24 protein-coding genes and 1 pseudogene are annotated in these 25,183 nt (G+C 66.4%); 20 read left to right on the forward strand and 5 right to left on the reverse strand.

What is annotated here, in order from left to right; genetic code table 11:
- Positions 1-16: 16 nt before the first annotated feature.
- Positions 17-1,471 carry a M48 family metalloprotease gene (locus PI990_RS29180; protein WP_271659256.1) on the reverse strand — a complete coding sequence of 485 codons (1,455 nt, stop codon included), beginning with the start codon at positions 1,469-1,471 and terminating at the stop codon, positions 17-19.
- Positions 1,472-1,667: 196 nt separating this feature from the next.
- Entirely contained in the window at positions 1,668-1,880 is a 213-nt protein-coding gene (gene rpmE, locus PI990_RS29185; protein ID WP_003453200.1) for a 50S ribosomal protein L31, read from the reverse strand.
- Between the two features lie 162 nt (positions 1,881-2,042).
- Between rpmE and PI990_RS29190 the strand changes: the two genes are divergently transcribed.
- The 10 genes from PI990_RS29190 (at position 2,043) to PI990_RS29235 (ending at position 14,841) form a co-directional block, all read left to right on the forward strand.
- Positions 2,043-4,262, forward strand: coding sequence for a primosomal protein N' (locus PI990_RS29190; protein WP_271659257.1), 2,220 nt, complete (start codon positions 2,043-2,045; stop codon positions 4,260-4,262).
- A 146-nt stretch (positions 4,263-4,408) separates the two neighbouring features.
- A complete protein-coding gene (argS, locus tag PI990_RS29195; protein ID WP_271659258.1) occupies positions 4,409-6,148 on the forward strand; it encodes an arginine--tRNA ligase in 1,740 nt (579 codons plus the stop codon).
- A gap of 6 nt (positions 6,149-6,154) precedes the next feature.
- A complete protein-coding gene (locus tag PI990_RS29200) occupies positions 6,155-6,856 on the forward strand; it encodes an SPOR domain-containing protein (RefSeq protein ID WP_263400903.1) in 702 nt (233 codons plus the stop codon).
- Positions 6,857-6,952: 96 nt separating this feature from the next.
- Positions 6,953-7,483, forward strand: coding sequence for an ATP-dependent protease subunit HslV (gene hslV / locus PI990_RS29205; RefSeq protein WP_031288432.1), 531 nt, complete (start codon positions 6,953-6,955; stop codon positions 7,481-7,483).
- A 26-nt stretch (positions 7,484-7,509) separates the two neighbouring features.
- Entirely contained in the window at positions 7,510-8,847 is a 1,338-nt protein-coding gene (gene hslU, locus PI990_RS29210) for an ATP-dependent protease ATPase subunit HslU (protein WP_021221353.1), read from the forward strand.
- A gap of 99 nt (positions 8,848-8,946) precedes the next feature.
- Positions 8,947-9,318 carry a DUF971 domain-containing protein gene (locus PI990_RS29215; RefSeq protein ID WP_271659259.1) on the forward strand — a complete coding sequence of 124 codons (372 nt, stop codon included), beginning with the start codon at positions 8,947-8,949 and terminating at the stop codon, positions 9,316-9,318.
- A 290-nt stretch (positions 9,319-9,608) separates the two neighbouring features.
- Entirely contained in the window at positions 9,609-11,288 is a 1,680-nt protein-coding gene (phaC, locus tag PI990_RS29220; protein WP_271659260.1) for a class II poly(R)-hydroxyalkanoic acid synthase, read from the forward strand.
- 152 nt (positions 11,289-11,440) lie between these two features.
- Positions 11,441-12,298: a poly(3-hydroxyalkanoate) depolymerase gene (phaZ, locus tag PI990_RS29225; RefSeq protein ID WP_021221356.1), complete on the forward strand. Its 858-nt coding sequence runs from the start codon at positions 11,441-11,443 to the stop codon at positions 12,296-12,298.
- A gap of 184 nt (positions 12,299-12,482) precedes the next feature.
- Positions 12,483-14,165, forward strand: coding sequence for a class II poly(R)-hydroxyalkanoic acid synthase (gene phaC / locus PI990_RS29230; protein WP_271659261.1), 1,683 nt, complete (start codon positions 12,483-12,485; stop codon positions 14,163-14,165).
- A gap of 61 nt (positions 14,166-14,226) precedes the next feature.
- Complete coding sequence (locus PI990_RS29235) at positions 14,227-14,841, forward strand: TetR/AcrR family transcriptional regulator (RefSeq protein ID WP_184489693.1); 615 nt, start codon at positions 14,227-14,229, stop codon at positions 14,839-14,841.
- Positions 14,842-14,877: 36 nt separating this feature from the next.
- On the opposite strand, the pseudogene PI990_RS29240 reads toward PI990_RS29235, so the two are convergent.
- The 3 genes and pseudogenes from PI990_RS29240 to PI990_RS29250 form a co-directional block, all read right to left on the reverse strand.
- Positions 14,878-15,823 (reverse strand): annotated as a pseudogene (locus PI990_RS29240) (phasin family protein); the annotation flags it as partial.
- A gap of 10 nt (positions 15,824-15,833) precedes the next feature.
- Complete coding sequence (locus PI990_RS29245; protein WP_021221360.1) at positions 15,834-16,274, reverse strand: phasin family protein; 441 nt, start codon at positions 16,272-16,274, stop codon at positions 15,834-15,836.
- A 154-nt stretch (positions 16,275-16,428) separates the two neighbouring features.
- Positions 16,429-16,704 carry a polyhydroxyalkanoic acid system family protein gene (locus PI990_RS29250; protein WP_021221361.1) on the reverse strand — a complete coding sequence of 92 codons (276 nt, stop codon included), beginning with the start codon at positions 16,702-16,704 and terminating at the stop codon, positions 16,429-16,431.
- 142 nt (positions 16,705-16,846) lie between these two features.
- Here PI990_RS29250 and ubiE point away from each other — a divergent pair, with 142 nt between their 5' ends.
- The 10 genes from ubiE (at position 16,847) to PI990_RS29300 (ending at position 24,847) form a co-directional block, all read left to right on the forward strand.
- The gene (ubiE, locus tag PI990_RS29255; RefSeq protein WP_043245833.1) at positions 16,847-17,617 is read left to right on the forward strand and encodes a bifunctional demethylmenaquinone methyltransferase/2-methoxy-6-polyprenyl-1,4-benzoquinol methylase UbiE; all 771 of its coding nucleotides are present in this window, start codon (positions 16,847-16,849) and stop codon (positions 17,615-17,617) included.
- On the forward strand, positions 17,617-18,234 hold the full coding sequence (locus PI990_RS29260) for a ubiquinone biosynthesis accessory factor UbiJ (RefSeq protein ID WP_271659263.1): 618 nt from the start codon (positions 17,617-17,619) through the stop codon (positions 18,232-18,234). The genes ubiE and PI990_RS29260 overlap by 1 nt, the downstream gene beginning before the upstream one ends.
- Positions 18,231-19,826 (forward strand): ubiquinone biosynthesis regulatory protein kinase UbiB, encoded by a 1,596-nt coding sequence (ubiB, locus tag PI990_RS29265; protein WP_043245830.1) that lies wholly within the window; start codon positions 18,231-18,233, stop codon positions 19,824-19,826. The genes PI990_RS29260 and ubiB overlap by 4 nt, the downstream gene beginning before the upstream one ends.
- A gap of 79 nt (positions 19,827-19,905) precedes the next feature.
- Positions 19,906-20,307: a phosphoribosyl-AMP cyclohydrolase gene (hisI, locus tag PI990_RS29270; protein WP_021221365.1), complete on the forward strand. Its 402-nt coding sequence runs from the start codon at positions 19,906-19,908 to the stop codon at positions 20,305-20,307.
- Positions 20,300-20,635, forward strand: a complete 336-nt coding sequence (locus PI990_RS29275) for a phosphoribosyl-ATP diphosphatase (RefSeq protein WP_021221366.1) — start codon at positions 20,300-20,302, stop codon at positions 20,633-20,635. The genes hisI and PI990_RS29275 overlap by 8 nt, the downstream gene beginning before the upstream one ends.
- Before the next feature lie 23 nt (positions 20,636-20,658).
- A complete protein-coding gene (locus PI990_RS29280) occupies positions 20,659-20,928 on the forward strand; it encodes a twin-arginine translocase TatA/TatE family subunit (protein ID WP_021221367.1) in 270 nt (89 codons plus the stop codon).
- Between the two features lie 6 nt (positions 20,929-20,934).
- The gene (tatB, locus tag PI990_RS29285; RefSeq protein ID WP_271659264.1) at positions 20,935-21,363 is read left to right on the forward strand and encodes a Sec-independent protein translocase protein TatB; all 429 of its coding nucleotides are present in this window, start codon (positions 20,935-20,937) and stop codon (positions 21,361-21,363) included.
- On the forward strand, positions 21,360-22,154 hold the full coding sequence (tatC, locus tag PI990_RS29290) for a twin-arginine translocase subunit TatC (protein ID WP_184489696.1): 795 nt from the start codon (positions 21,360-21,362) through the stop codon (positions 22,152-22,154). Before tatB ends, tatC begins: the two co-directional genes overlap by 4 nt.
- The gene (locus PI990_RS29295; protein ID WP_271659265.1) at positions 22,151-22,858 is read left to right on the forward strand and encodes a 16S rRNA (uracil(1498)-N(3))-methyltransferase; all 708 of its coding nucleotides are present in this window, start codon (positions 22,151-22,153) and stop codon (positions 22,856-22,858) included. Before tatC ends, PI990_RS29295 begins: the two co-directional genes overlap by 4 nt.
- A gap of 72 nt (positions 22,859-22,930) precedes the next feature.
- A complete protein-coding gene (locus PI990_RS29300) occupies positions 22,931-24,847 on the forward strand; it encodes a methyl-accepting chemotaxis protein (RefSeq protein ID WP_271659266.1) in 1,917 nt (638 codons plus the stop codon).
- Positions 24,848-25,183: the final 336 nt, after the last annotated feature.

Raw genomic sequence — 25,183 nt, forward strand, 5'->3', positions numbered from 1 at the left:
CGCTGCGTCAAGCCCTCTAACGTACGACTTTAAGCCAATCCCCGGCTTTCGGCTCGCCGATTGGATACAAATTATTCATCAATCGGATACGATTTTCCAGCTCGACGGGATCCCCCGGCAAACCAGCGCCGCGAGCCATGCTCCTGATGGTTTCACCGGCCTTCACCTGCACCAGATGCAGCCGCAGGGGCTGGGCCAGGTTCTTCTCTTCGGGCTTGAGCGAGCGGAAGCTGTGGATGACGGAAAGGAAGTTCGCATCCTCCGTTTCCAGGGAGGCCCTTCCTCTCATCCCAGCGATAAAGAGATACGCCTGATCCCCTTTGAAGACGACAGCCACACGTCGGGCGGAATCGCCGGGAATCACCGCCGTCACGCCTATCACGCCATCCTTGCTGAACGTCTCCTCCATCACCAGGCGCTGGCGGCCCCCGCGTTTGTGCAGCAACTCCGCAGGCGTCAGCCCCGGGGTGCGCTCCGCCAACTGCATGGCGATGAAGGCCTGCTGGTCGGCGGTGTGACCGATCAGCGCATCGGACCTGTTGATCAGCCCCCAGCCATCCGGGTAGCGCAGCGCGAAATCCAGGCCGACGTGATAGAACTGCTGCCCGCGCTGGATGCCCGACTCGGCGGAGTCACCGAAGGGCAAGCCCTCGATGGCCTTCAGGTAGGCATCACGGTTCACCTCCTGCTGCCCACCGGCCAGGGCGCGAGCCGGCCCGACCACCTGCTGCAGGCGCGTGTCGTTATCCGGGTGGGTGTCGAAAACGCCGTGGTAGCTGCCCGACTCGGGTACTTCCTGCCCCTTGCGCTTGGCCTCGTCGCGGGCGAACGCCTCCTGATTCTTCAGCACCTTGACCACCTCGATCATCGCCTGGGGGTCGTAGCCGCTACGGGCCAGGTACTGGGCGCCAAGGCCATCAGCCTGCAACTCCATGTCACGGCCGTACCCCCGGACCATCGCGCCGCCCAGCACATTGGTCAGGTCGCCCGCCGCACTGACGCCGGTGCCGATGGCCACCGCCTGGCCAAGGATGTTCCAGGCCTGGGACTGGCTCTGCTGCTGCACGCTGTGGCGCGCCGTCACGTGGCCCACCTCGTGGGCCAGCACCGCCGCCAGCTCCGCCTCGGAGTTCAGGTAGGCCATCAGGCCGCGATGTATATAGATGTAGCCGCCCGGCAGGGCGAAGGCGTTGATGTCCGGCGAGTCGACCACGGTGAAGATGTAATTGAGGTTGGCGCGATGGCTGTGCTTCGCCACGCGCTCGCCCACCCGCTGCACATAAGCCTGCAGCCGATCATCGGCGTAGCGCGGGTATTCCTTCTGGATCTGCTGGTTGTAGCGACTGCCGAGGTCGAGTTCCTGTCTTTCGCTCATCATCACGAAGTTGCGCTCGCCGGTGGCCGGGTTGACGGCGCAGCCGGTGAGGAGGGAGAGCAGTAGACAGAGCAGCAGAATAGGCAAAGCGGGCATGGATCACCTCGGCGACCGCTCGCGCAACCACTGCGTCCTGCGGGGCTATGCGGTTTTTACGCTGCAGCCGGGGGCCGGTCAATCACCGCCCTTGCGCAGGGGCGGGCGAACACCGGAAACGAAAAAGGCGCCCATCGGGCGCCTTTCTCTGTACAGCTGGAAGGCTTCATCGAAGCCTTCCCGGCTATTCGGTCGCTTATTTGGCGCCGAATACACCGAAACGCTGCTTGAAGCGATCGATACGGCCGCCGGTGTCCAGGACTTTCTGCTTACCGGTGTAGAACGGGTGGCACTCGGAGCAAACGTCGAGGCTGATGTTCTTGCCCAGGGTAGAGCGGGTCTTGATGACGTTACCGCAGCTGCAGGTAGCTTCGATCGCTACGTATTCGGGATGGATTTCCGGTTTCATGGCTTGATCCTCAGGTCTGGCGTGCCGCCACCCGACCCTATGTCGAGCACCGCACGGAAACAGGCGCGAGATGATACCAGAGCTTCGCCATCACGCAAGTCGGCCGCCACGCCTGGCGACGTGCGGCCGTGCTAGGATCGCCGCGCCCATTCGGAGACCCCCGTGCCCAACGCCATCCTGCGCCTTGCCCTGCCCTCGCCCCTGCGCCGCCTGTTCGACTACCGCGCGCCCGCTGGCGTATCGGCCCGGCAGTTGCAGCCCGGCGTGCGCCTGCGCGTGCCCTTCGGCCGTCGCGAGGTAATCGGCGTCCTGGTGGAAGTGGCCGAGCACAGCGATGTCCCCGAAGACAAACTGCGCCCGGCCCTGGAACTGCTCGACCAGAAACCGCCGCTGCCCGCCGAGCTGTTCAAGCTCTGCCTGTGGACCGCCCAGTACTACCAGCACAGCCTCGGCGACACCCTCAGCTGGGCCCTGCCCGTGCTGCTGCGCCAGGGCGAGCCGGCCGAAGCGCGCCAGGAGCGCTTCTGGCATGTCAGCGAAGGCGCCCGCGCCGACGACCCGCGCCTGGCCCGCGCACCGCGCCAGCGACAGGCATTGACCACCCTCGCCCAGCACCCCCACGGCGTCGCCCACCAGTTGCTCGGCCAATTGCAACTGAACAAGGACAGCCTCGACCTGCTGCAGGAAAAGGGCCTGGTCTACATCGAGACACGCCGCAGCACCGCCGCGCCGCGCCACGAGCACTGGCTGGCCCAGGCCGAGCTGCCGCTCAACGCCGAACAACGCGCCGCCTACGACGCCGTGTATTCCACGTTCGGCCAGTTCAACGCCTTTCTCCTCGCCGGCGTCACCGGCAGCGGCAAGACCGAGGTCTACCTGCAATTGATCCGGGAAACCCTCGCTGCCGGCAAGCAGGCACTGGTGCTGATCCCCGAGATCAACCTCGGCCCGCAAACGCTGGAGCGTTTCTCCCGCCGCTTCAACGCACGCATCGCCCTGCTGCATTCGGCGGTCAACGACCGCGAGCGCCTCGATGCCTGGCTGGCGGCCCGCGACGGCGAGGCCGACATCATCATCGGCACCCGCTCGGCACTGTTCACGCCGATGAAGAACCCCGGCCTGATCATCATCGACGAGGAGCACGACACCTCCTACAAGCAACAGGAAGGCCTGCGCTACCACGCCCGCGACCTGGCCCTGGTACGCGCACGCCAGGACAACATCCCCATCCTTCTCGGCTCCGCCACGCCCTCTCTGGAAAGCCTGCAGAACGCCCACGCCGGCCGCTACGGCCTGCTGCGCCTGACCCAGCGCGCCGGCGGCGCCCGCCAGCCACGCTTCCTGCGCCTGGACATCAAGAGCCGGCCGCTGGACTCGGGCCTCTCCGGGCCGCTGCAACAAGCCATCGAGCAGACCCTCAAAGCCGGCCAGCAGGTGCTGGTGTTCCTCAACCGCCGCGGCTTCGCCCCGACCCTGCTGTGCCATGACTGCGGCTGGATCAGCCAATGCCCGCGTTGCGATGCCCGGATGACCCTGCACCAGCGCTCCGGCGAACTGCGCTGCCACCACTGCGGCCACACCCAGCGCCAGCCCCGCGCCTGCCCGGACTGCGCCAAGGTCGACCTGCGCCCCGTCGGCGCCGGCACCGAGCGGGCGGAAGAGCGCCTGAACATCCTCTTCCCGAACGTCCCCGTGCTGCGCATCGACCGCGACAGCACCGCGCGCAAGGACGCCATGAACAAGCTCTTCGCCACCATCAACAAGGGCGAGCCCTGCATCCTCGTGGGCACCCAGATGCTCGCCAAGGGGCACCACTTCCCTCGCGTCACCCTGGTCGCGATCCTCGATGCCGACGGCGGGCTGTTCTCCGCCGACTTCCGCGCCAGCGAGCGCATGGCCCAGCTCATCGTCCAGGTGGCCGGCCGTGCCGGGCGTGCGGAAGAGCCGGGCCGGGTGATCATCCAGACCCACCTCGCCGACCACCCGCTGCTGGTGCAACTCACCGAGGAGGGCTACTTCGCCTTCGCCGAGCAGGCCCTGTCCGAGCGTCGCGCCGCCGGCCTGCCGCCCTTCGCCCACCTGGCACTGCTGCGTGCCGAAGCGCACAAACCCGGGCAGGCCGAGGAATTTCTCGATGCCGCCTGCGCCGAAGCGGAACATTTGCTCGCCGAACAGGGTCTGTCCGGCATCGAGTTGCTCGGCCCGGTGCCCGCCCCCATGGAGCGCCGTGCCGGCAAGCACCGTGCGCAGTTGCTGGTCCAGGCCAATGCCCGCGCCACCCTGCACCGCCTGCTGACGCCCTGGAGCCTGGCCCTGGAGCAGTTGCCTGGCGGGCGCAGCGTGCGCTGGTCACTGGATATCGACCCGATCGATCTTTTCTAGCGGCAGGTCGCGTTCCAGGGCCGCCGCCAAGGGCTTCCCACATGCGGCTTGGCGCTTGCCGCTTGAAGCTGCGGGCTCCGCGCACCGATAATGCCCAGTTTTCAACCAGCGCCCAGGCGCCGCCGTACCCCGGCCGAGAGCAGAACATGAAAGACACCATTCGCCAGCTGATCCAGCAAGCCCTGACCCGTCTCGCCAGCGAAGGCGTGCTGCCCGAGGGCCTCAGCCCGGCCATCCAGGTGGAAAACACCAAGGACAGGACCCACGGCGACTTCGCCAGCAACATCGCCATGATGCTGGCCAAGCCGGCCGGCCTGAAGCCGCGCGACCTGGCCGAAAAACTCATCGCCGCCCTGCCCCAGGACGACCAGGTGAGCAAGGTGGAGATCGCCGGCCCCGGCTTCCTCAACTTCTTCCAGAACACCCAGGCCCTGGCCCAGCGCCTGGACGCCGCCCTGGCCGATGCCCACCTGAATGTGCGCAAGGCCGGCCCGGCCCAGCGCGTGGTCGTCGACCTCTCCGCGCCGAACCTGGCCAAGGAGATGCACGTCGGCCACCTGCGTTCCACCATCATCGGTGACGGCGTGGCGCGCGTACTGGAGTTCCTCGGCGACGAGGTGATCCGCCAGAACCACGTGGGCGACTGGGGCACCCAGTTCGGCATGCTGCTGGCCTTCATGCAGGAACAGCCGGTGGGCAGCGACGCCGAACTGGCCGACCTGGAAGGCTTCTACCGCGCCGCCAAGAAGCGTTTCGATGAATCCAGCGAATTCGCCGATCGCGCCCGCGAGCTGGTGGTCAAGCTGCAGGCCGGCGACGACGAGTGCCTGCGCCTGTGGAACCGCTTCAACGACATTTCCCTGAGCCACTGCCAGGCCGTCTACGACCGCCTGGGCGTGAAGCTCACCATGGCCGACGTCAAGGGCGAGAGCGCCTACAACGACGACCTGGCCAATGTGGTCGCCGACCTGCGCGCCAAAGGCCTGCTCACCGAGAGCGACGGCGCCCTCTGCGTGTTCATGGACGAGTTCAAGAACGCCGAAGGCGACCCGCTGCCGCTGATCGTGCAGAAAGCCGGCGGCGGTTACCTCTACGCCACCACCGACCTGGCCGCCACCCGCTACCGCAGCGGCGTGCTCAAGGCCGACCGCGCCCTGTACTTCGTCGACCAGCGCCAGGCCCTGCACTTCCAGATGGTCTTCGCCGCCGCGCGCCTGGCCGGCTTCGTGCGCCCCGACTTCGAAATGGAACACATGGGCTTCGGCACCATGAACGGCGCCGACGGCAAGCCCTTCAAGACCCGCGACGGCGGCACCGTGAAGCTGATCGACCTGCTCAACGAAGCCGAAGAGCGCGCCTACGCCCTGGTCAAGGAAAAGAACCCGGAGCTGAACGAGGCCGAGCTGCGCCAGATCGGCTGCGCCGTCGGCATCGGCGCCGTGAAGTACGCCGACCTCTCCAAGCACCGCACCAGCGACTACAGCTTCAACTTCGAGCAGATGCTGAGCTTCGAGGGCAACACCGCGCCCTACCTGCTCTACGCCTACACCCGTACCGCCAGCGTGTTCCGCAAGCTGGGCAAGGGCATCGACGAGATCGGCGGGCAGATCATCCTCGCCGCCGAACAGGAGCAAGCCCTGGCCGGCAAGCTGGCGCAATTCGCCGACACCCTCAACAACGTCGCCGCCAAGGGTGTGCCGCACATCCTCTGCACCTACCTCTACGACCTGGCCGGCCTGTTCTCCAGCTTCTACGAGAACTGCCCGATCCTCGCCGCCGAGGAAGCAGCCACCCAGCAAAGCCGCCTGCGCCTCGCCGCGCTGACCGGCCGCACCCTCAAACAGGGCCTGGAGCTGCTCGGCCTGCAACCCCTGGAACGCATGTAACGGACTATGGCGAAGAAGAAAGCAGCACCCAAGCGCGGGGCCAGCCGCTACCAGGCACCGCCGAAGAAGCCGGTGCCGGGCTGGGTCTGGCTGGCGATGGGCCTGGTCATCGGCGGCTTCGTGGTCATGCTGATGAAGCTCGAGCCCGGTCGCGACGACATCCGTCGCACCAAGCCCGAGCAGCAGCAGGCGGCGAACGGCAAGCCGACGCCGCGCCCGCAAGCGGGTGGCCAGCAGCAGCCCCAGGCGACGCCGGAACCGACCAAGCCCAAATACGACTTCTACACGCTGCTGCCGGAATCCGAAGTCATAGTGCCGCCGGACGCCATGCCCAAGGACACGCCACCGACCACGCCCACCCAGCCGGTGACGCCCGAGGAAGCCGCGAAGATCGACGCCGCCCGCGCCGAAGCCGCCCTGGCCGGGCAGGTGCCGCCGCCTCCGCCCACCGTGGCCAAGGCGCCGGTCACCCAGTTCTTCCTCCAGGCCGGCTCCTTCCGCAAGAAGGACGACGCCGACCGCGTACGTGCGCAGATCATCCTCCTGGGGCAGAACGTCCAGGTGGAATCCGGCACCGTGCGCGAGGAAACCTGGTACCGGGTGCTGGTCGGCCCCTTCGCCACCCGTGAGCAGCTGGCGGGCGCACAGAAACAGCTGGCTGGCAGCGGCTTCGGTAATCTCCTGTTGCAACAACGACAGGCACGCTGATCGGCTATTCGCAGGCGCGCGGTTGAAAAGCCGCGCCGCCTCCCCCATCTGGGTTTCCATTCGGGCAATTCGCCCCGCTGCGTGGAGACTCTCCCCTTGACCACAATCGTTTCAGTCCGCCGCAACGGCAAAGTCGTCATGGGCGGCGACGGCCAGGTTTCCCTCGGCAACACCGTGATGAAGGGCAACGCCAAGAAGGTCCGCCGTCTCTACCACGGCCAGGTGCTGGCCGGCTTCGCCGGTGCCACCGCCGACGCCTTCACCCTGTTCGAACGCTTCGAAGGCCAACTGGAGAAACACCAGGGCCACCTGGTCCGCGCCGCCGTCGAGCTGGCCAAGGACTGGCGCACCGACCGCTCCCTCAGCCGCCTGGAAGCCATGCTCGCCGTGGCCAACAAGGACGCCTCGCTGATCATCACCGGCAACGGCGACGTGGTCGAACCCGAGCACGGCCTGATCGCCATGGGCTCCGGCGGCGGCTTCGCCCAGGCCGCGGCCACCGCGCTGCTGCAGCGCACCGAGCTGTCCGCCCGCGAGATCACCGAGACCGCCCTGAACATCGCCGGCTCCATCTGCGTGTTCACCAACCAGAACCTCACCATCGAGGAACTGGACGCCGCCGAGTAAGGCCGTCCAGACCGGAGCTTCCGTACATGTCCATGACCCCCCGCGAGATCGTCCACGAACTCAACCGCCACATCATCGGCCAGGACGACGCCAAGCGCGCCGTGGCCATCGCCCTGCGCAACCGCTGGCGGCGCATGCAGCTGCCGGTCGAGCTGCGCGCCGAGGTGACGCCGAAGAACATCCTTATGATCGGCCCGACCGGCGTCGGCAAGACCGAGATCGCCCGTCGCCTGGCCAAGCTGGCCAACGCGCCCTTCCTCAAGGTCGAAGCCACCAAGTTCACCGAAGTGGGCTACGTGGGCCGTGACGTCGAATCGATCATCCGCGACCTGGCCGACGCCGCCGTGAAGATGATGCGCGAGCAGGAAATGCACAAGGTGCGCTTCCGCGCCGAGGACGCCGCCGAGGATCGCATCCTCGACGCCCTGCTGCCGCCGGCCCGCAGCGGCTTCGGTGACGAGCCCGCCCGCGAGGATTCCAACACCCGCCAGCTGTTCCGCAAGCGCCTGCGTGAAGGCCAGCTGGACGACAAGGAGATCGACATCGAAGTGGCCGAAAGCCCGGCCGGCGTCGAAATCATGGCCCCGCCCGGCATGGAGGAGATGACCAGCCAGTTGCAGAACCTGTTCTCCAACATGGGCAAGGGCAAGCGCAAGAGCCGCAAGCTCAAGGTCAAGGAAGCGCTGAAGCTGGTGCGCGACGAGGAAGCCGCGCGCCTGGTCAACGAAGAGGAACTCAAGGCCCGCGCCCTGGAGGCGGTGGAGCAGAACGGCATCGTCTTCATCGACGAGATCGACAAGGTCGCCAAGCGCGGCAACGTCGGCGGCGCCGATGTCTCCCGCGAGGGCGTGCAGCGCGACCTGCTGCCGCTGATCGAGGGCTGCACCGTCAACACCAAGCTGGGCATGGTCAAGACCGACCACATCCTGTTCATCGCCTCGGGCGCCTTCCACCTGTCCAAGCCCAGCGACCTGGTGCCGGAGCTGCAGGGCCGTCTGCCGATCCGCGTGGAGCTCAAGGCCCTGTCGCCCGAAGACTTCGAGCGCATCCTCACCGAACCGCACGCCTCGCTCACCGAGCAATACAGCGCCCTGCTGAAGACCGAAGGCCTGAACATCGAGTTCGCACCGGAAGGAATCAAGCGCCTGGCTGAGATCGCCTGGCAGGTGAACGAGAAGACCGAGAACATCGGTGCCCGTCGCCTGCACACGCTGCTGGAGCGCCTGCTGGAGGAAGTCTCCTTCAGCGCCGGCGACCTGGCCGCCCAGCACGACGAGAAGCCGATCCTGATCGACGCCGCCTACGTCAACAGCCACCTCGGCGAGCTGGCCAAGGACGAAGACCTGTCGCGGTATATTCTCTAAAGTTCAAAGCCTGAAGCGGGAAGCCTGAAGAAGGAGCCCTTCCCGCTTCAAGCTTCAAGCTTCAAGCTTCAAGCACTGCTGACACCCGGACTAACACCCATGCGCCTGCCAACGTCGATCCAACTGCATAAAGCCTCCCGCACCCTGGTGCTGGGTTACGGCGAGGTGAGCTACAGCCTGCCGGCGGAGTTCCTGCGGGTGCATTCGCCCTCGGCCGAGGTGCAGGGCCACGGCAAGCCGATCCTGCAGTACGGCAAGGCGCGGGTCGCGCTCGTCGGCGTCGAACCGGCGGGCAACTATGCCCTGAAACTGACCTTCGACGACGGCCACGACAGCGGCCTGTTCACCTGGGACTACCTCCACGAGCTCGCCGTCCGCCAGGACGCCCTCTGGGAGGATTACCTGCAGCAGCTTTCCGCCGCCGGCCGCTCCCGCGATCCCGACGAAAGCGTCGTCCGCCTGATGCTCTGACGCAGTGCACCCGCCAGCCCCTTTCTGGCCATGCCGCACTAGGTTAGAGCGCATTTTCTAGAAGCTCGCGACATACTCCCCGGCGCGCGCCCGACCCAGGGCCAGCTTGCGCAAATCCACAAACTCGGGTAACCAAGAACTGGCAGGTTCCATGCATTTGGCAACCACAGGTTCATAGAAATCGGCGAAGTTCTCTTCGCACCCCCGGTAACCCGAGCAGTACCAGGCACGCTTAACTGTCCCGTACAGCAGTCACCCGGTATCCGCCTCTGGACAATGGAGCGTCGTAGATGAGCAACAAGAACAATGAAGACCTGCAGCGCCAAGCCTCTGAGAATACCCTCGGGCTGAACCCGGTGATCGGCATCCGCGGCAAGGATCTGCTGACCTCCGCGCGCATGGTCATGCTGCAGGCCATCAAGCAGCCCTTCCACAGTGCCAAGCACGTCGCCCATTTCGGGGTCGAGCTTAAAAACGTCCTGCTCGGCTCCTCGGCCCTGCAGCCGGAAGCCGACGACCGCCGCTTCGCGGACCCGGCCTGGAGCCAGAACCCCCTCTACAAACGCTACCTGCAGACCTACCTCGCCTGGCGCAAGGAACTGCACCAGTGGATCGAGCACAGCGACCTGTCGTCGTCCGATACCAGCCGCGGCCACTTCGTGATCAACCTGATGACCGAAGCCATGGCCCCCACCAACACCATGGCCAACCCGGCGGCGGTGAAGCGCTTCTTCGAAACCGGCGGCAAGAGCCTGCTCGACGGCCTCTCGCACCTGGCCAAGGACCTGGTCAACAACGGCGGCATGCCCAGCCAGGTCAACATGGACGCCTTCGAGGTCGGCAAGAACCTCGCCACCACCGAAGGCGCCGTGGTCTTCCGCAATGACGTGCTGGAGCTGATCCAGTACAAGCCCATCACCGAGCAGGTGTACGAACGGCCGCTGCTGGTGGTGCCGCCGCAGATCAACAAGTTCTACGTCTTCGACCTGTCCCAGGAGAAGAGCCTGGCGCGCTTCAACCTGCGCAATGGCATCCAGACCTTCATCGTCAGCTGGCGCAACCCCACCAAGGCCCAGCGTGAATGGGGCCTGTCGACCTACATCGAGGCGCTCAAGGAAACCATCGAGGTGGTGCTGAAGATCACCGGCGCCAAGGACCTCAACATGCTCGGTGCCTGCTCCGGCGGCATCACCACCGTCGCCCTGCTGGGCCACTACCAGGCGATCGGCGAGCACAAGGTGAATGCCTTCACCCAGTTGGTCAGCGTGCTCGACTTCAACCTGGACACCCAGGTCGCGCTGTTCGCCGACGAAACCACCCTGGAAGCCGCCAAGCGCCGCTCGTACCAATCCGGTGTGCTGGAAGGCAAGGACATGGCCAAGGTCTTCGCCTGGATGCGCCCCAACGACCTGATCTGGAACTACTGGGTGAACAACTACCTGCTCGGCAACGAGCCGCCGGTGTTCGACATCCTCTACTGGAACAACGACACCACGCGCCTGCCCGCCGCCTTCCACGGCGAACTGGTGGAGATGTTCAAGACCAACCCGCTGACCCGTCCCGACGGGCTGGAGGTCTGCGGCACCCCGATCGACCTGAAGAAGGTTACCTGCGACTTCTTCTGCCTGGCCGGCACCACCGACCACATCACCCCGTGGGAGGCCTGCTATCGCTCGGCGCTGCTGCTGGGGGGCAAGTGCGAGTTCGTACTGTCCAACAGCGGGCACATCCAGAGCATCCTCAATCCTCCGGGCAACCCCAAGGCGCGCTTCTCCACCAACAGCGAGATGCCTGCCGATCCGAAGGCCTGGCTGGAGAGCGCCACCAAGCACGCCGACTCCTGGTGGCTGTACTGGCAGGCCTGGCTGGCCGAGCGCTCGGGCAAGACCAAGAAAGCCAGCTTCACCCTCGGCAACAAGGCCTACCCGGCCGGCGAGGCTTCGCCAGGGACCTATGTCCACGAACGTTGATCGCGCGCATTGCGCATTGCTGCCCCGGCACCCGGACGTGCCAACCAGGCCCACCGCCAATACCGGCGGCGGCCTGAACCAGGCTCGGCCTGGCGCTACAGGGAGGCCCCTCGCGGGTGCCTCCCGTCGTTTCAATCCATAGGGGCCCGCGCATGCCGCAACCTTTTGTCTTCCGCACCATCGACCTCGATGGCCAGACCATCCGCACCGCCGTCAGGCCCGGCAAGGACCACCTGACGCCGCTGCTGATCTTCAACGGCATCGGTGCCAACCTCGAGCTGGTGTTCCCCTTCGTCCAGGCGCTGGACCCGGACCAGGAGGTGATCGCCTTCGACGTTCCCGGTGTCGGCGGTTCCTCCACGCCGAGCAAGCCCTACCGCTTCCCCGGCCTGGCCAAGCTCGCCGCCCGCATGCTCGACTACCTGAACTACGGCCAGGTCAACGCCATAGGCGTGTCCTGGGGTGGCGCCCTGGCGCAGCAGTTCGCCCACGACTACCCCGAGCGCTGCAAGAAGCTGATCCTCGCCGCCACCTCGGCCGGCGCGATCATGGTGCCCGGCAAGCCCAAGGTGCTCTGGCGCATGGCCAGCCCGAGGCGCTACATCCAGCCGTCCTACGGCGTGCACATCGCCCCGGACATCTACGGTGGCGCCTTCCGCCGCGACCCGACCCTGGCCATGGCCCACGCCAGCAAGGTGCGCTCCTCCGGCAAGCTCGGCTACTACTGGCAGCTGTTCGCCGGCCTCGGCTGGACCAGCATCCACTGGCTGCACCGCATCCGCCAACCCACCCTGGTACTGGCCGGCGACGACGACCCGATCATTCCGCTGGTGAACATGCGCATGCTCGCCTGGCGCATCCCCAACTCGGAACTCCATGTCATCGACGACGGTCACCTGTTCCTCGTGACCCGAGCGGAAACGGTGGCGCCGATCATCATGAAGTTCCTCGCCCAGGAGCGTCAGCGCGCGGTAATCCACCCGCAGCCGATGCAACTGCGCAATCCCTGAAGCCCGCAGGCGGCGGTGCCTCCGCTCCATGATGGGGCGGCAGCACCGCATTCGCGCGGCAAAACGCCCGCTGTAACGAACTTGAATTTCCCGCGCAGTAGTCTGGAATGCACCTATTGCGCTCAGTGGTACGAGCCTTGCCTAAACCTCCTTGACGACGGATTGATTACGGAGCGTTGCCCCCATGCGAGAGAAACAGGTGTCGGGAGCCTTGCCGGTCCCCGCTAACTACATGAACGCGCAGAGCGCGATCGTCGGCTTGCGAGGCAAGGACCTGGCCTCCACCGTCCGCACCCTCGCCCTGCAGGGCTTGAAGCACCCCGTGCACAGCGCCCGCCACGTCCTCGCCTTCGGCGGCCAGCTGGGCCGCGTATTGATGGGCGACACCCCGCACAAGCCCAACCCGCAGGATGCGCGCTTCGCCGATCCCTCCTGGAGCCACAACCCGTTCTACCGTCGCGGCTTGCAGGCCTACCTGGCCTGGCAGAAACAACTCTATGCCTGGGTCGAGGACAGCGACCTCACCGACGATGACCGCGCCCGCGCCCGCTTCGTCCTGGCCCTGGTCAGCGACGCCATGGCGCCCTCCAACAGCCTGCTCAACCCCCTCGCGGTGAAGGAGCTGTTCAACACCGGCGGCCTCAGCCTGCTCAATGGCGCGCGCCACCTGTTGGACGATGTGCTGAACAACAACGCCATGCCGCGCCAGGTCAGCAAGCACTCCTTCGAGATCGGCCGCAACCTGGCCACCACGCCCGGGTCGGTGGTCTATCGCAACGAGCTGCTGGAACTGATCCAGTACAAGCCGATGAGCGAGAAGCAGTACCTCAAGCCCCTGCTGATCGTCCCGCCGCAAATCAACAAGTTCTACATCTTCGACCTCTCGCCGGAGAAGAGCTTCGTCCAGTACGCGCTGAAAAACGGGCTGCAGGTGCTCATCGTCAGCTGGCGCAACCCCGACGCGCGCCACCGCGAATGGGGCCTGTCCACCTATGTGCAGGCGCTGGAGCAGGCGGTCGACGTGGCCCGCGCCATCACCGGCAGCAAGGACGTCAACCTGATGGGCGCCTGCGCCGGCGGCCTGACCATCGCCGCCCTGCAGGGCCACCTCCAAGCCAAGCGCCAGCTGCGCAAGGTCAGCAGCGCCAGCTACCTGGTCAGCCTGCTGGACAGCCAGGTCGAAAGCCCTGCCGCGCTGTTCGCCGACGAGCAGACCCTGGAGGCGGCGAAGCGCCGCTCCTACCAGCACGGTGTCCTGGACGGCCGCGATATGGCGAAGATCTTCGCCTGGATGCGCCCCAACGACCTGGTGTGGAACTACTTCGTCAACAACTACCTGCTGGGCCGCCAGCCGCCAGCCTTCGACATCCTCTACTGGAACAACGACAACACCCGCCTGCCCGCCGCCTTCCACGGCGACCTGCTGGACTTCTTCAAGCACAACCCGCTGACCCGGGGCGGCGCGCTGGAAATTTGCGGCACCCCGATCGACCTGCAGAAGGTCACGGTGGACAGCTTCAGCGTGGCCGGCATCAACGACCACATCACCCCCTGGGACGCTGTCTATCGCTCGGCCCGGCTGCTGGGTGGCGAGAGCCGCTTCGTGCTGTCCAACAGCGGGCACATCCAGAGCATCCTCAACCCACCGGGCAACCCCAAGGCCAACTACCTGGAAAACGGCAAGCTCAGCTCGGACCATCGCGCCTGGTACTACGACGCGAAGAACGTGCAGGGCAGCTGGTGGCCGGAGTGGCTGAGCTGGATCCAGGCGCGCTCGGGGGAGCAGCGCGAAACCCTGGTCACCCTCGGCAACCAGGCCCACCCACCCATGGAGGCGGCACCCGGCACCTACGTGCACGTGCGCTGAAGACGTTCGGCCGGCCGGGGAACACCCGGCCGACCGCATGCAACGACGACAAGAAGACTGGATGAAGACCCGAGACCGGATACTCGAATGCGCCCTGATGCTGTTCAACAGCGAAGGCGAACCCAACGTCACCACCCTTGAGATCGCCACCGAACTGGGCATCAGCCCGGGCAACCTCTACTACCACTTCCATGGCAAGGAACCGCTGGTGATGGCGCTGCTGGAGCGCTTCCAGGACGAGCTCGCGCCGCTGCTCGACCCGCCCGAGGACGTGGAGCTGGGTGTCGAGGACTACTGGCTGTTCCTGCACCTGATCGTCGAGCGCCTGGCGCAGTACCGCTTCCTCTTCCAGGACCTCTCCAACCTCGCCGGGCGCCTGCCCAAGCTGGCCCGTGGCATGCGCGCCTGGCTCAACGCACTGAAGCGCACCCTGGCCTCGCTGCTGGCGCGGCTCAAGGCACGGGAGCAGTTGGTCAGCGACACCGAATCCCTCGGCCAACTGGTGGAGCAGATCACCCTCACCCTGCTGTTCTCCCTCGACTACCAGCGCATCCTCGGCAACGACGGCGAAGTACGCCTGGTGGTCTACCAGATCATGATGCTGGTGGCTCCGCACCTGCAGGACGACTCGCGCCAGGCCGCCGAGCGCATGGCCCGGCGTTATCTGGAAGCCTGAAACGCAAACGCCCGGCGCGAGGCCGGGCGTCTGTGGTCCCTGACGATCAGGACTGGCTTGGCGTGCTGGCCGGAGCGGACGGCGCCGGAGTGGCGGCGGGAGCGCTCGGTGCAGCGGCCGGAGCCGGGGTTGCGGCCGGGGTCGCCGGCTTGGCAGCTGCCGGTTTCGGCGCAGCGGCTTTCTTCACCGCAGGCTTCTTCGCAGCAGGTTTGGCAGCGGGCTTCGCCGCCGGCTTGGCAGCCGGTTTTGCCGCAGTTGCAGGCTTGGCAGCGGCTGCGGGTTTGGCCGCTGCCGGCTTCGCCGCAGGCTTGGCTGCTGCCTTGGCGGCAGGTTTCGCCGCAGGCTTGGCGGCCGGTTTGGCAGCCGGTTTCGCCGCAGCGGTCTTCGCAGCGGGTTTGGCTGCAGCCTTGGCGGCCGGCTTCGCAGCCGGTTTAGCGGCGGGCTTGGCAGCGGGTTTCGCCGCAGCGGTCTTGGCAGCAGGTTTGGCAGCGACCTTGGCGGCCGGTTTAGCGGCAGCTTTGGGAGCGGGCTTGGCAGCCGGCTTGACCGACTTGGCGGAGACGCCGGTCAGCTTCTCGATCTGCCGGGTCAGGCTGTCGACCTTGCTGTTCAGGTCCTTCACCTCGTTGCGGCTAGGAACGCCGAGACGGGAGATGGCACTGTTCAGGCGCTTGTCGAAAGCCTCTTCCAGCTCGCCCCATTTGCCGATCGCCTTGTCCTTGACCTCATCGACCTTGGACTTGGCGGAGCCGACGCGGGAACCAACCCGGGACTTGACCGCATCGACCTGCTTGTCGACTTCGGTCTTGGCCTGTTTTTCAGCCTTCTCACCATCCTTGACCAGCGTATCGAACAGCTTGGTGCCGTCGTTGCTGACCTTCGAGTAGGCCCCCAAGCCAGCCAGCCAGATCTGGCGCGAGTATTTCTCGATCTCGCCGATCCAGGAGTTGGTTTCTTTCGTGGTTTTTTTCTTACCAGCCATCCTGCTCTCCTTATTTGGTTCGCGCGACGTGCTCGAGCAACGCGCTCAGCTCGTCAAGCTTAGCAGAGAGTGCCTCAACGTCCTGTCGCGAGGGAATACCCAGGCGATTGAGTGCGACAGCGACGCGGTTGTCGAAGGCTTTTTCGATCTTGTCGAGCTGCACTTCGACCTTTTCCTTCACGCCGGTGACCGAGCCCTTGACGCTGCCCTTCACCGAATCGATCTGGCTGTTGGCGGCTTCGACGCGCGCATCGACGACCTTGCGGCCCTGCTTCTCGACGCTCTCGCCGGCCTTCACCAGGTCGCGCAGGTAGTCGGCGCCTTCCTGTCCGGCCTTGGCGTAGGCACCCAGGCCAGCCAGCCAGATCTTGCGGGCATAGAGACGGACATCGGAAAGGACGGTGGTCTTGGTTTCTTCGACTTTCTTCTTGACGACGGCGGCTTTGGCCATGGTGCACCTCACTCGGGTAATGGAGGACTCGCCCTTTCTCAGGGCTTGAGGTGCACGTTAACGAGGAAAATTAGAAACCGCATACTAGCCGCGGGTTGGGTGAAACGCGCCGTGCCCGCCCTCTCCACGTGCCGTGAAAAGGGCCCTCACGGCATCAGGCCAGGTACTCGTCCAGCGCCTTCTCGATCTCGCGCTTGATGCTGCCGCTCATGGCCGACAGCAGCAGGCCCAGCTTCACCTCGACATTCACCTTGTCGTCACTGACCTCGATCTGCCCGTCGGCGCCGCTGCGCTTGAACTCCAGGGTGTCGCCACGCCACTGATAGCGCACGTCGTATTCACGGGCGAGGCGCTCGGCGAGCTGCTCGGCCTTGGCCCGGACGGCGCTGCGGCCCAGGTTGTGGGAACGTTCGACATTGATGCGGGCCATGGGCCAACTCCTGACTGCGACTTAAGGTCGCGCGACTATAGCAGGCCGCCCGCGGGCCCTGGCGAACCGGCACCGTTCGGGGCCAAGACAAAGCAGGCCAACCGCGCCTAAAATGGCCGCCAATTTCTTCCGGGGCAGCGACATGAACGATCCGCGCAAAGGCAGCGATGCCGAACCCACCACCCACTTCGGCTACCAGAGCGTTCCCGAGAGCCAGAAGGCCGACAAGGTCGCCGAGGTGTTCCACTCCGTGGCCGCCAAGTACGACCTGATGAACGACCTGATGTCCGCCGGCGTCCATCGGCTGTGGAAGCGCTTCACCATCGAGCTCTCCGGCGTACGCCCGGGCAACCGCGTGCTCGACATCGCCGGCGGCACCGGCGACCTCACCCGCCAGTTCTCGCGCCTGGTGGGCAGCACCGGTGAAGTGGTGCTGGCCGACATCAACGCCTCGATGCTCAAGGTCGGTCGTGACAAGCTGCTGGACAGCGGCGTCGCCGGCAACGTCAGCTTCGTCCAGGCCGATGCCGAGCAGCTGCCCTTCCCCGACAACCATTTCGATGTGGTCACCATCGCTTTCGGCCTGCGCAACGTCACCCACAAGGACGCCGCCCTGCGCTCCATGCTGCGTGTGCTCAAGCCCGGCGGCCGCCTGCTGGTGCTGGAGTTCTCCAAGCCCACCAGCAACCTGCTGTCCAAGGCCTATGACGCCTACTCCTTCAGCCTGCTGCCGCTGATGGGCAAGCTGATCACCAACGACTCCGAGAGCTACCGCTACCTGGCCGAGTCGATCCGCATGCACCCCGACCAGGAAACCCTCAAGGCCATGATGGTGGAAGCCGGCTTCGAGCGCGCCACCTTCCACAACATGACCGGCGGCATCGTCGCCCTGCACCGCGGCATCAAGCCCTGATGCTTACCCAGGCCCTGCTCGCCGGCGTCGAACACGGCATCAACCGCGTCCTCAGGCTCGACGGCACTGCGCTGCCGCGCCTGTCGCGCCTCGAAGGCAAGGTGATCGAGATCGATTGCCAGGCACCCGCCCTGCAGCTGTTCATCCTCCCCGGAGGCGACGGCCTGCAATTGGCAGCGAACTGGGCCGCTCCCGCCGACTGCCGCCTGCGCGCGCCGGCCGCCAGCCTGCTGCGCCTGGCCCTGAGCCGCGAAAAGACCGCCGTCCTGCACCGCCCGGAAGTCGAGCTGGACGGCGACAGCGCCGCGCTCATGGAGCTCGCCGGCGTCCTCCAGGACCTGGAGCTGGACTGGGAATACGAGCTGTCCCGCTGGCTCGGCCCGGTGGCCAGCCAACTGCTCAGCGCCCACCTGCGCAGCCGTGTCGACTGGACCACCCAGAGCCTCGACAGCCTGCGCCTGAACCTCGCCGACTACCTGGCCGAGGAATCGCGCACACTGGTCGGCCAGCGTGAAGCGGACGCCCGCTTCGCCGAACTGGACCGCCTCAAGGTCGACCTCGACCGCCTCGACGCCCGCATCGGGCGCCTGACCCAGAAAAGCAAACCCAACGCATGAAGCTGCTCGCCGTCCGCCGTCTGCTGCGCATCCAGAGTGTGGTCATCCGCTACCGCCTCGATGACCTGGTCTTCGACCTGCCGCTGCCCTGGTGGCTGCGCGCCCTCAGCTACCTGCTGCCCTGGCGCTGGTTGCCGCGCAAGCGCCTGGAGCTCTCCCGGGGCGCACGCCTGCGCCTGGCGCTGGAAGGCCTGGGGCCGATCTTCATCAAGTTCGGCCAGCTGCTGTCCACCCGCCGCGACCTGCTGCCGCCGGACATCGCCGACGAGCTCGCGCGCCTGCAGGACCAGGTCCCGCCCTTCGACCCCGAGCAGGCCGTGGCCCGCATCGAGGAGCAGCTCGGCGCCCGCGTCAGCGAAGTCTTCGCCCGCTTCGACGTCACCCCGCTGGCCTCGGCCTCGGTGGCCCAGGTCCACGCCGCGCAGTTGAAAAGCGGCGAGGAAGTGGTGGTCAAGGTGATCCGCCCCAACCTGCGCCCCATCATCCGCCAGGACCTCGCCTGGCTGTTCATCCTCGCGCGCATCGCCGAGCGCCTCTCCAGCGACGCCCGCCGCCTGCGCCCGGTGGAAGTAGTCAGCGATTACGAAAAGACCATCTACGACGAACTCGACCTGCTCCGCGAGGCGGCCAACGCCAGCCAGCTGCGGCGCAACTTCGAAGGCTCGCCGCTGCTCTACGTGCCCCAGGTCTACTGGGACCTGTGCCGCCCCAAGGTGCTGGTGATGGAGCGCATCTACGGCGTCCCGGTCACCGACCTGGCCACCCTCGCCGACCAGCGCACCGACCTCAAGCTGCTGGCTGAACGCGGCGTGGAGATCTTCTTCACCCAGGTCTTCCGCGACAGTTTCTTCCACGCCGACATGCACCCCGGCAACATCTTCGTCAGCAACCGCCAGCCCTGGAACCCGCAGTACATCGCCATCGACTGCGGCATCATCGGCAGCCTCACCCCCGAGGACCAGGACTACCTGGCGCGCAACCTGATCGCCTTCTTCAAGCGCGACTACCGTCGCGTCGCCCAGCTGCACATCGACTCCGGCTGGGTGCCCGCCGAGACCCGGGTCAACGACTTCGAAGCTGCCATCCGTACCGTCTGCGAGCCGATCTTCGAGCGGCCGCTCAAGGACATCTCCTTCGGCCAGCTGCTGCTACGCCTGTTCCAGACCGCGCGCCGCTTCAACATGGAAGTGCAGCCGCAACTGGTGCTGCTGCAGAAGACCCTGCTCAACATCGAAGGTCTGGGACGCCAGCTGTACCCGGACCTCGACCTCTGGAGCACCGCACAGCCCTACCTGGAACGCTGGATGCGCGAGCGCATGAGCCCCAGGACCCTGCTGCACAACCTGCAGTCCCAGGTCGAACAGGTGCCGCATGTCGCCAACATGACCCGCGACCTGCTGGAGCGCATGAGCCAGCCCCATGCCGCCGACCCGCCGCCGCCCTGGCACAAGCCCCGTGACGGCCTGGCCCTGCGCCTGATCGGCGCCGCCCTGCTGGTCGGTGCCGCCACCCTCGGCCTGGAGCAACACGCCGCAGCCTGGCCCGCCTGGCTGATGCTGGCCGGTGGTCTGTATCTGGTATTGCGCCGATAGCCAAGCCAGCGCCGGCGCTGGCACACTAGCCGCCCCGGTCAGGCCGTGCATCGCACCTGACCCGCTCGTGGAAACCGAAATGAACGACTGGCTGGAAGAAATTCACTGGAATGCCGATGGTCTGGTCCCGGCAATCGCCCAGGACCACAAGACCGGCCGCATCCTGATGATGGCCTGGATGAACCGCGAATCCCTGACGCTCACCGTCGCCGAGAACCGTGCCATCTATTGGTCACGCTCCCGTGGCAGGCTATGGCGCAAGGGCGAGGAATCCGGCCACGTGCAGCGCCTGCACGAGCTGCGCCTGGACTGCGACGCCGACGTCGTGGTGCTGATGGTCGAACAGCTTGGCGGCATCGCCTGCCACACCGGCCGTGAAAGTTGCTTCTACCGCGTCTTCGAGAATGGCGACTGGAAAACCGTCGACGCGGTCATCAAGGACCCCGATGCGATCTACCACGCAGGACACACCCATGAGTGACACCCTTACCCGCCTCGCCGAGGTCCTGGAAGCGCGCAAGGGCGCCGCAGCGGACTCCTCCTACGTGGCCAGCCTGTACCACAAGGGGCTGAACAAGATTCTCGAAAAGGTCGGCGAGGAATCGGTGGAAACCATCCTCGCCGCCAAAGACGCCGCCGTCAGCGGCGACTGCAGCGACCTGATCTACGAAACCGCCGACCTCTGGTTCCACAGCCTGGTCATGCTCGCCGCCCTCGGCCAGCATCCCCAGGCGGTGCTCGATGAACTGGATCGTCGCTTCGGCCTGTCCGGGCACGCTGAAAAAGCCGCCCGCCAGCCTTCCGCATAACGCATTAGCCTCAGGAGCAAACCATGGGTATTTTCGACTGGAAACACTGGCTGGTCATTCTGATCGTCGTCGTCCTGGTGTTCGGCACCAAGCGCCTGAAGAACCTCGGTTCTGATGTCGGCGAAGCCATCAAGGGCTTCCGCAAGGCGATGAACACCGAAGAAGACCAGAAGGCCGAACAGCAGGCTGCCGCCCAGCCGCAAGCACAACAGCCCGGCGCCCCGCTGAACCAGCCGCACACCATCGACGGCCAGGCACAGAAGGTCGAAGAGCCGGTAGTGCGCAAGGACTGACCCAGCATGTTCGGTATCAGCTTTGGTGAACTGCTGCTGATCGGCCTGGTGGCGCTGCTGGTGCTCGGCCCCGAGCGCCTGCCCGGTGCCGCCCGCACCGCCGGCCTGTGGATCGGCCGCCTCAAGCGCAGCTTCAACGCCATCAAGCAGGAAGTGGAACGCGAGATCGGCGCCGACGAAATCCGTCGCCAGCTGCATAACGAACAGATCATGGCGCTGGAGAAGCAGATCAAGGAGAGCATCGTGCCTCCCGCTGCGGAGCCCGTGCCCACGCCGGCCGCCCCGCAGCCGGCCCCCGAGGCCGTGCCCGCACCCGCGACAGCAGCGGCGGCCGAGGCGAGCCCCGTCGCGCCCGCCGCTGAAGCCGTCCCGGCCCGCGCACCGGCCGCCCCCGTCGTGCCCACCGAACAGCCACAGCCGCCACGCCCCCTATGAGCGATCACAAGCCGGAACTGGACCAGGAAATGCCCCTGGTCTCGCACCTCACCGAACTGCGTACCCGCCTGCTGCGCTGCGTGGCCGCGATCTTCCTGATCTTCGCCGGGCTGTTCTACTTCGCCCAGAAGATCTACACCCTGGTCTCCGCGCCGCTGCGCCAGTACCTGCCCGAAGGCGCGACCATGATCGCCACCGACGTGGCATCGCCCTTCCTCACGCCCTTCAAGCTGACCATGGTGGTGGCACTGTTCCTCGCCATGCCGGTGATCCTGCACCAGGTCTGGGGCTTCATCGCGCCCGGCCTGTACAAGCACGAGAAACGCATCGCCATGCCCCTGCTGGTCTCCAGCATCGTGCTGTTCTACGCCGGCATGGCCTTCGCCTACTTCCTGGTGTTCCCGCTGATCTTCCACTTCTTCGCCAGCGTCACTCCCGAAGGCGTGTCGATGATGACGGACATCAGCAGCTACCTCGATTTCGTCATGACCCTGTTCTTCGCCTTCGGTGTCGCCTTCGAGATCCCGGTGGCCGTGGTGCTGCTGATCTGGATCGGCGTCGTCGACGTCGCCTACCTGAAGAAGATCCGCCCCTATGTGATCATCGGCTGCTTCGTGGTCGGCATGATCCTCACCCCGCCGGACATCTTCTCCCAGACCCTGCTGGCGATCCCCATGTGGCTGCTGTTCGAGGTCGGCGTGTTCTTCGGCGGCCTGATCCGCAAACGTGGCGATCACCCCGAGGACAGCACCGACGAGCCCGGCGACCAGCCGCCCGCCACCCAGCCGTGAACCTGCTGCTGCTCGAAGAGGGCGACCTGATCGCCCCCGATCGTGCCCTGCTGCAGGGTCGTCGCCTCAAGCACCTGCATGAAGTGCACCGCGCCGAAGCCGGCGACAGCCTGCGCGTCGGCCTGCTCGGCGGCGCCATGGGCGAAGGTCGCCTGCTGAACCTGGAGGCCGACCGCGCCGAACTGCAGTTCAGCCTGGAACAGGCGCCACCGGCCAAGCTGCCGCTCACCCTGCTGCTGGCCCTGCCACGGCCGAAGATGCTGCGCCGCGTGCTGCAGACGGTCGCCGCCATGGGCGTGCCGCGCCTGGTGCTGCTCAACAGCTACCGGGTAGAGAAAAGCTTCTGGCAAACCCCCTTCCTCGAACCCGACGCCATCCGCGAACAGCTCATCCTCGGCCTGGAGCAGGCCCGCGATACGGTGCTGCCCGAGGTGGTGATCGAGAAGCGCTTCAAGCCCTTCGTCGAGGATCACCTGCCCGCCATCGCCGCCGGCACCCTCGGTCTCGTCGGCCACCCCGGCCCCTGGCCCGCCTGCCCGCGCGCGGTGGAAGGCCCCATCACCCTGGCCATAGGCCCGGAAGGTGGCTGGATTCCCTACGAGGTGGAAAAGCTCCAGGAAGCCGGCCTCGAGCCAGTGCAACTGGGTGAGCGCATCCTGCGCGTGGAAACCGCCGTCACCGCCCTGCTCGCCCGCCTGTTCTGAAGCCTTTGGCTTCAAGCCGCGCCTGCGCCTGCCGATAACTACGGAACTGCCTCGTTCGCTGGAGAAATCCTCATGTTCCGCTGGTTCGGCAATATCAGTGTCAATCTCAAGCTGACCCTTGGCTTCGGCCTGGTACTGCTGCTCACGGTGCTCATCACCCTCACCGGCTGGCTGGCCCTCGACGCCACCCTGCAGCGCGGCGACAAGCTCGGTGCCAGCGCCAAGCTCAGCGAGATGACCAAGGACCTGCGCATCGCCCGCCAGGAGTACCAGATCAAGCAGGAGCCGGCGACGGCCGACAGGGTCGACGCCGCACTCAAGGCAATCGAGGCCTTCGCCCAGGAGCTCGACAAGCAACTCAGCGATCCCCAGGACCACGACCTCATCGACCAGGAGGAAGCCGCGCTCGGCGCCTACCGGCAAGCCTTCGTCCAGCTCGGCCAGGCCTACCAGGCCCGTGAGGCCTCACGCGCGCAGCTCGGCGCCAGCGCCGATGCCGCCGTGCTGGCGATCGGCGAGATCGAGCAGCGCATCCTCTCCGACATCGCCCTGGACGAAGCCTCGCGCCTCGACCAGTACCGCCAGATCAACGAACTGCGCCTCGCCGTGCAACAGGCCCGCTTCCAGGTGCGCGGCTACACCTACAGCAACGACCCCAGCCTGGAACAGGCCGCCCTCACCGCCGTGGATACCGCCCTGGCCGGCCAGGCCAAGCTCGGCGAGACGCTGGGTGAGGACGAAGACCTGGCCAAGGTCGCCGCCGGCCTCAAGGCCTACCGCGCCGCCATCGGCGCCTTCCGCAGCGCCACCGACGCCACCCTGGTGCACGCCCAGGCCATGACCACGCAGCGCGACAAGCTGTTGCAGATCAGCAACCAGCTGTTCGAGAGCCAGTCCGCCAAGCGCGAGAGCGAATCCGCCCAGACCCGCACCCTGCTGCTGACGGCCATCGCCATCGCCCTGGCCATCGGCATCGCCGCCGCCGTGATCATCACCCGGCAGATCGTCCTGCCGCTGCAGCGCACCCTGGCCGTGGCCGAACGCATCGCCTCGGGCGACCTGAGCGAAGACCTCAAGGTCGATCGCGGCGACGAACTCGGCCAACTGCAGAAGAGCATGCAGCGCATGACCCTGAGCCTGCGCGAACTGATCGGCCATATCCGTGACGGCGTCACCCAGATCGCCAGCGCCGCCGAGCAGCTTTCCGCCGTCACCGGGCAGACCAGCGCGGGGGTCAACAACCAGAAGGTCGAGACCGACCAGGTCGCCACCGCCATGAACGAGATGGCCGCCACCGTGCAGGAAGTCGCACGCAACGCCGAGCAGGCTTCCGAGGCCGCCAGTTCCGCCGACCGCCTGTCCCGCGAGGGCGAGGTGGCGGTGAACGAGGCGGTCGAGCAGATGGATCGCCTGGCCACCGAAGTGGGCCGCTCCAACGAGGCCGTCGGCCGCCTCAAGCAGGAGAGCGAGAAGATCGGCAGCGTGCTCGACGTGATCAAGTCGGTGGCCGAGCAGACCAACCTGCTGGCCCTCAACGCCGCCATCGAAGCCGCCCGCGCGGGCGACGCCGGGCGTGGGTTCGCCGTGGTGGCGGACGAGGTGCGCGGCCTGGCCCAGCGCACGCAGAAATCCACCGAGGAGATCGAGGAACTGATCGCCGGCCTGCAGAGCGGCACCCAGCAAGCCGCCAGCCTGATGGACACCAGCCGCAGCCTGACCGAAAACACCGTCGAGCTGACCCGCCGCGCCGGTCGCCGCCTGGGCACCATCGCCCAGGCCGTCTCCACCATCCAGCAGATGAACCAGCAGATCGCCGCGGCCGCCGAGCAGCAGGGTGCGGTGGCCGAGGAGATCAACCGCAGCGTGATCAACGTGCGCGACATCTCCGAGCAGACCGCCTCCGCCAGCGAGGAGACCGCCGCCTCCAGCGTCGAACTGGCGCGCCTGGGCAACGAGCTGCAATCGATGGTCTCGCGCTTCCGCGTATAACCCGCCAGCCCTGGCCCGCGTTTCCCGGCCAGGGCGCAATGCCCATGCAGGCTTGCGGCGCCGCTACGCCGCCAGCTACTCTCCCGCACCTTGCGTCCCTGGTCGCAGCTCCGGTGGCCCCTTCAGCCAGCCACCCGCGCCCAGCTCCAACAACTCGAAAGACGCCCCTACCCCACTCGAACACGGCAGCGCCACAAGCACTGCCGTGCGCAGCTCATTTCCGGGAGAAATCCATGTACCACTGGTGTACGCAACTGCTGGCCAACCTCACCGTCAGCAAAAAACTCGTGGCCGGCTTCGGCCTGGTCCTGCTGCTCACCCTCACAGTGATGCTCA

This window comes from Pseudomonas sp. TUM22785 (assembly GCF_028198105.1).
Taxonomy (GTDB): domain Bacteria; phylum Pseudomonadota; class Gammaproteobacteria; order Pseudomonadales; family Pseudomonadaceae; genus Metapseudomonas; species Metapseudomonas solani.